The organism is Acetomicrobium sp. S15 = DSM 107314 (assembly GCF_016125955.1).
Lineage (GTDB): Bacteria > Synergistota > Synergistia > Synergistales > Thermosynergistaceae > Thermosynergistes > Thermosynergistes pyruvativorans.
Genome location: NZ_JADEVE010000185.1, coordinates 1 through 310, shown reverse-complemented (window position 1 = coordinate 310; position 310 = coordinate 1). Strand labels below are relative to the sequence as shown.

Here is a 310-nt window from a genome sequence, read left to right as displayed (position 1 = left end):
CATGCGGCGATTAGCGCCGTCGGTCGTGGCTAAGCATACTCTGTCGCTTCCGCCGATAGGGCCAGGGTGCCAAACCTTTGTCTCTTCGTCTATGAGGGCTCTCCTTTTGGTGGACCCTACTTTGGATAGCAGCTTTCCCGTTGGAACATGTCCGCAGGATGGATCTGATACGTAAGCGAGCCTGTCTGCGAAAGGTGGGTTCTGTAACCGTAAGGCATGCAGCCGTTGCCACGGCTGCATCTACAGCGTTTCCGCCTTTTTTGAGGATTTCAAGGCCCGCTTGGGCGGCAAGGACCTGCCCTGTAGATAC

2 pseudogenes are annotated in these 310 nt (G+C 56.1%); both read right to left on the bottom strand.

Going from position 1 to position 310, the window contains the following annotated elements:
• Window positions 1-240: pseudogene (locus EZM41_RS13585) on the bottom strand (hypothetical protein); the annotation flags it as partial.
• Window positions 194-310, bottom strand: a pseudogene (locus EZM41_RS05460) (gamma-glutamyltransferase); the annotation flags it as partial. The pseudogenes EZM41_RS05460 and EZM41_RS13585, both read right to left, overlap by 47 nt.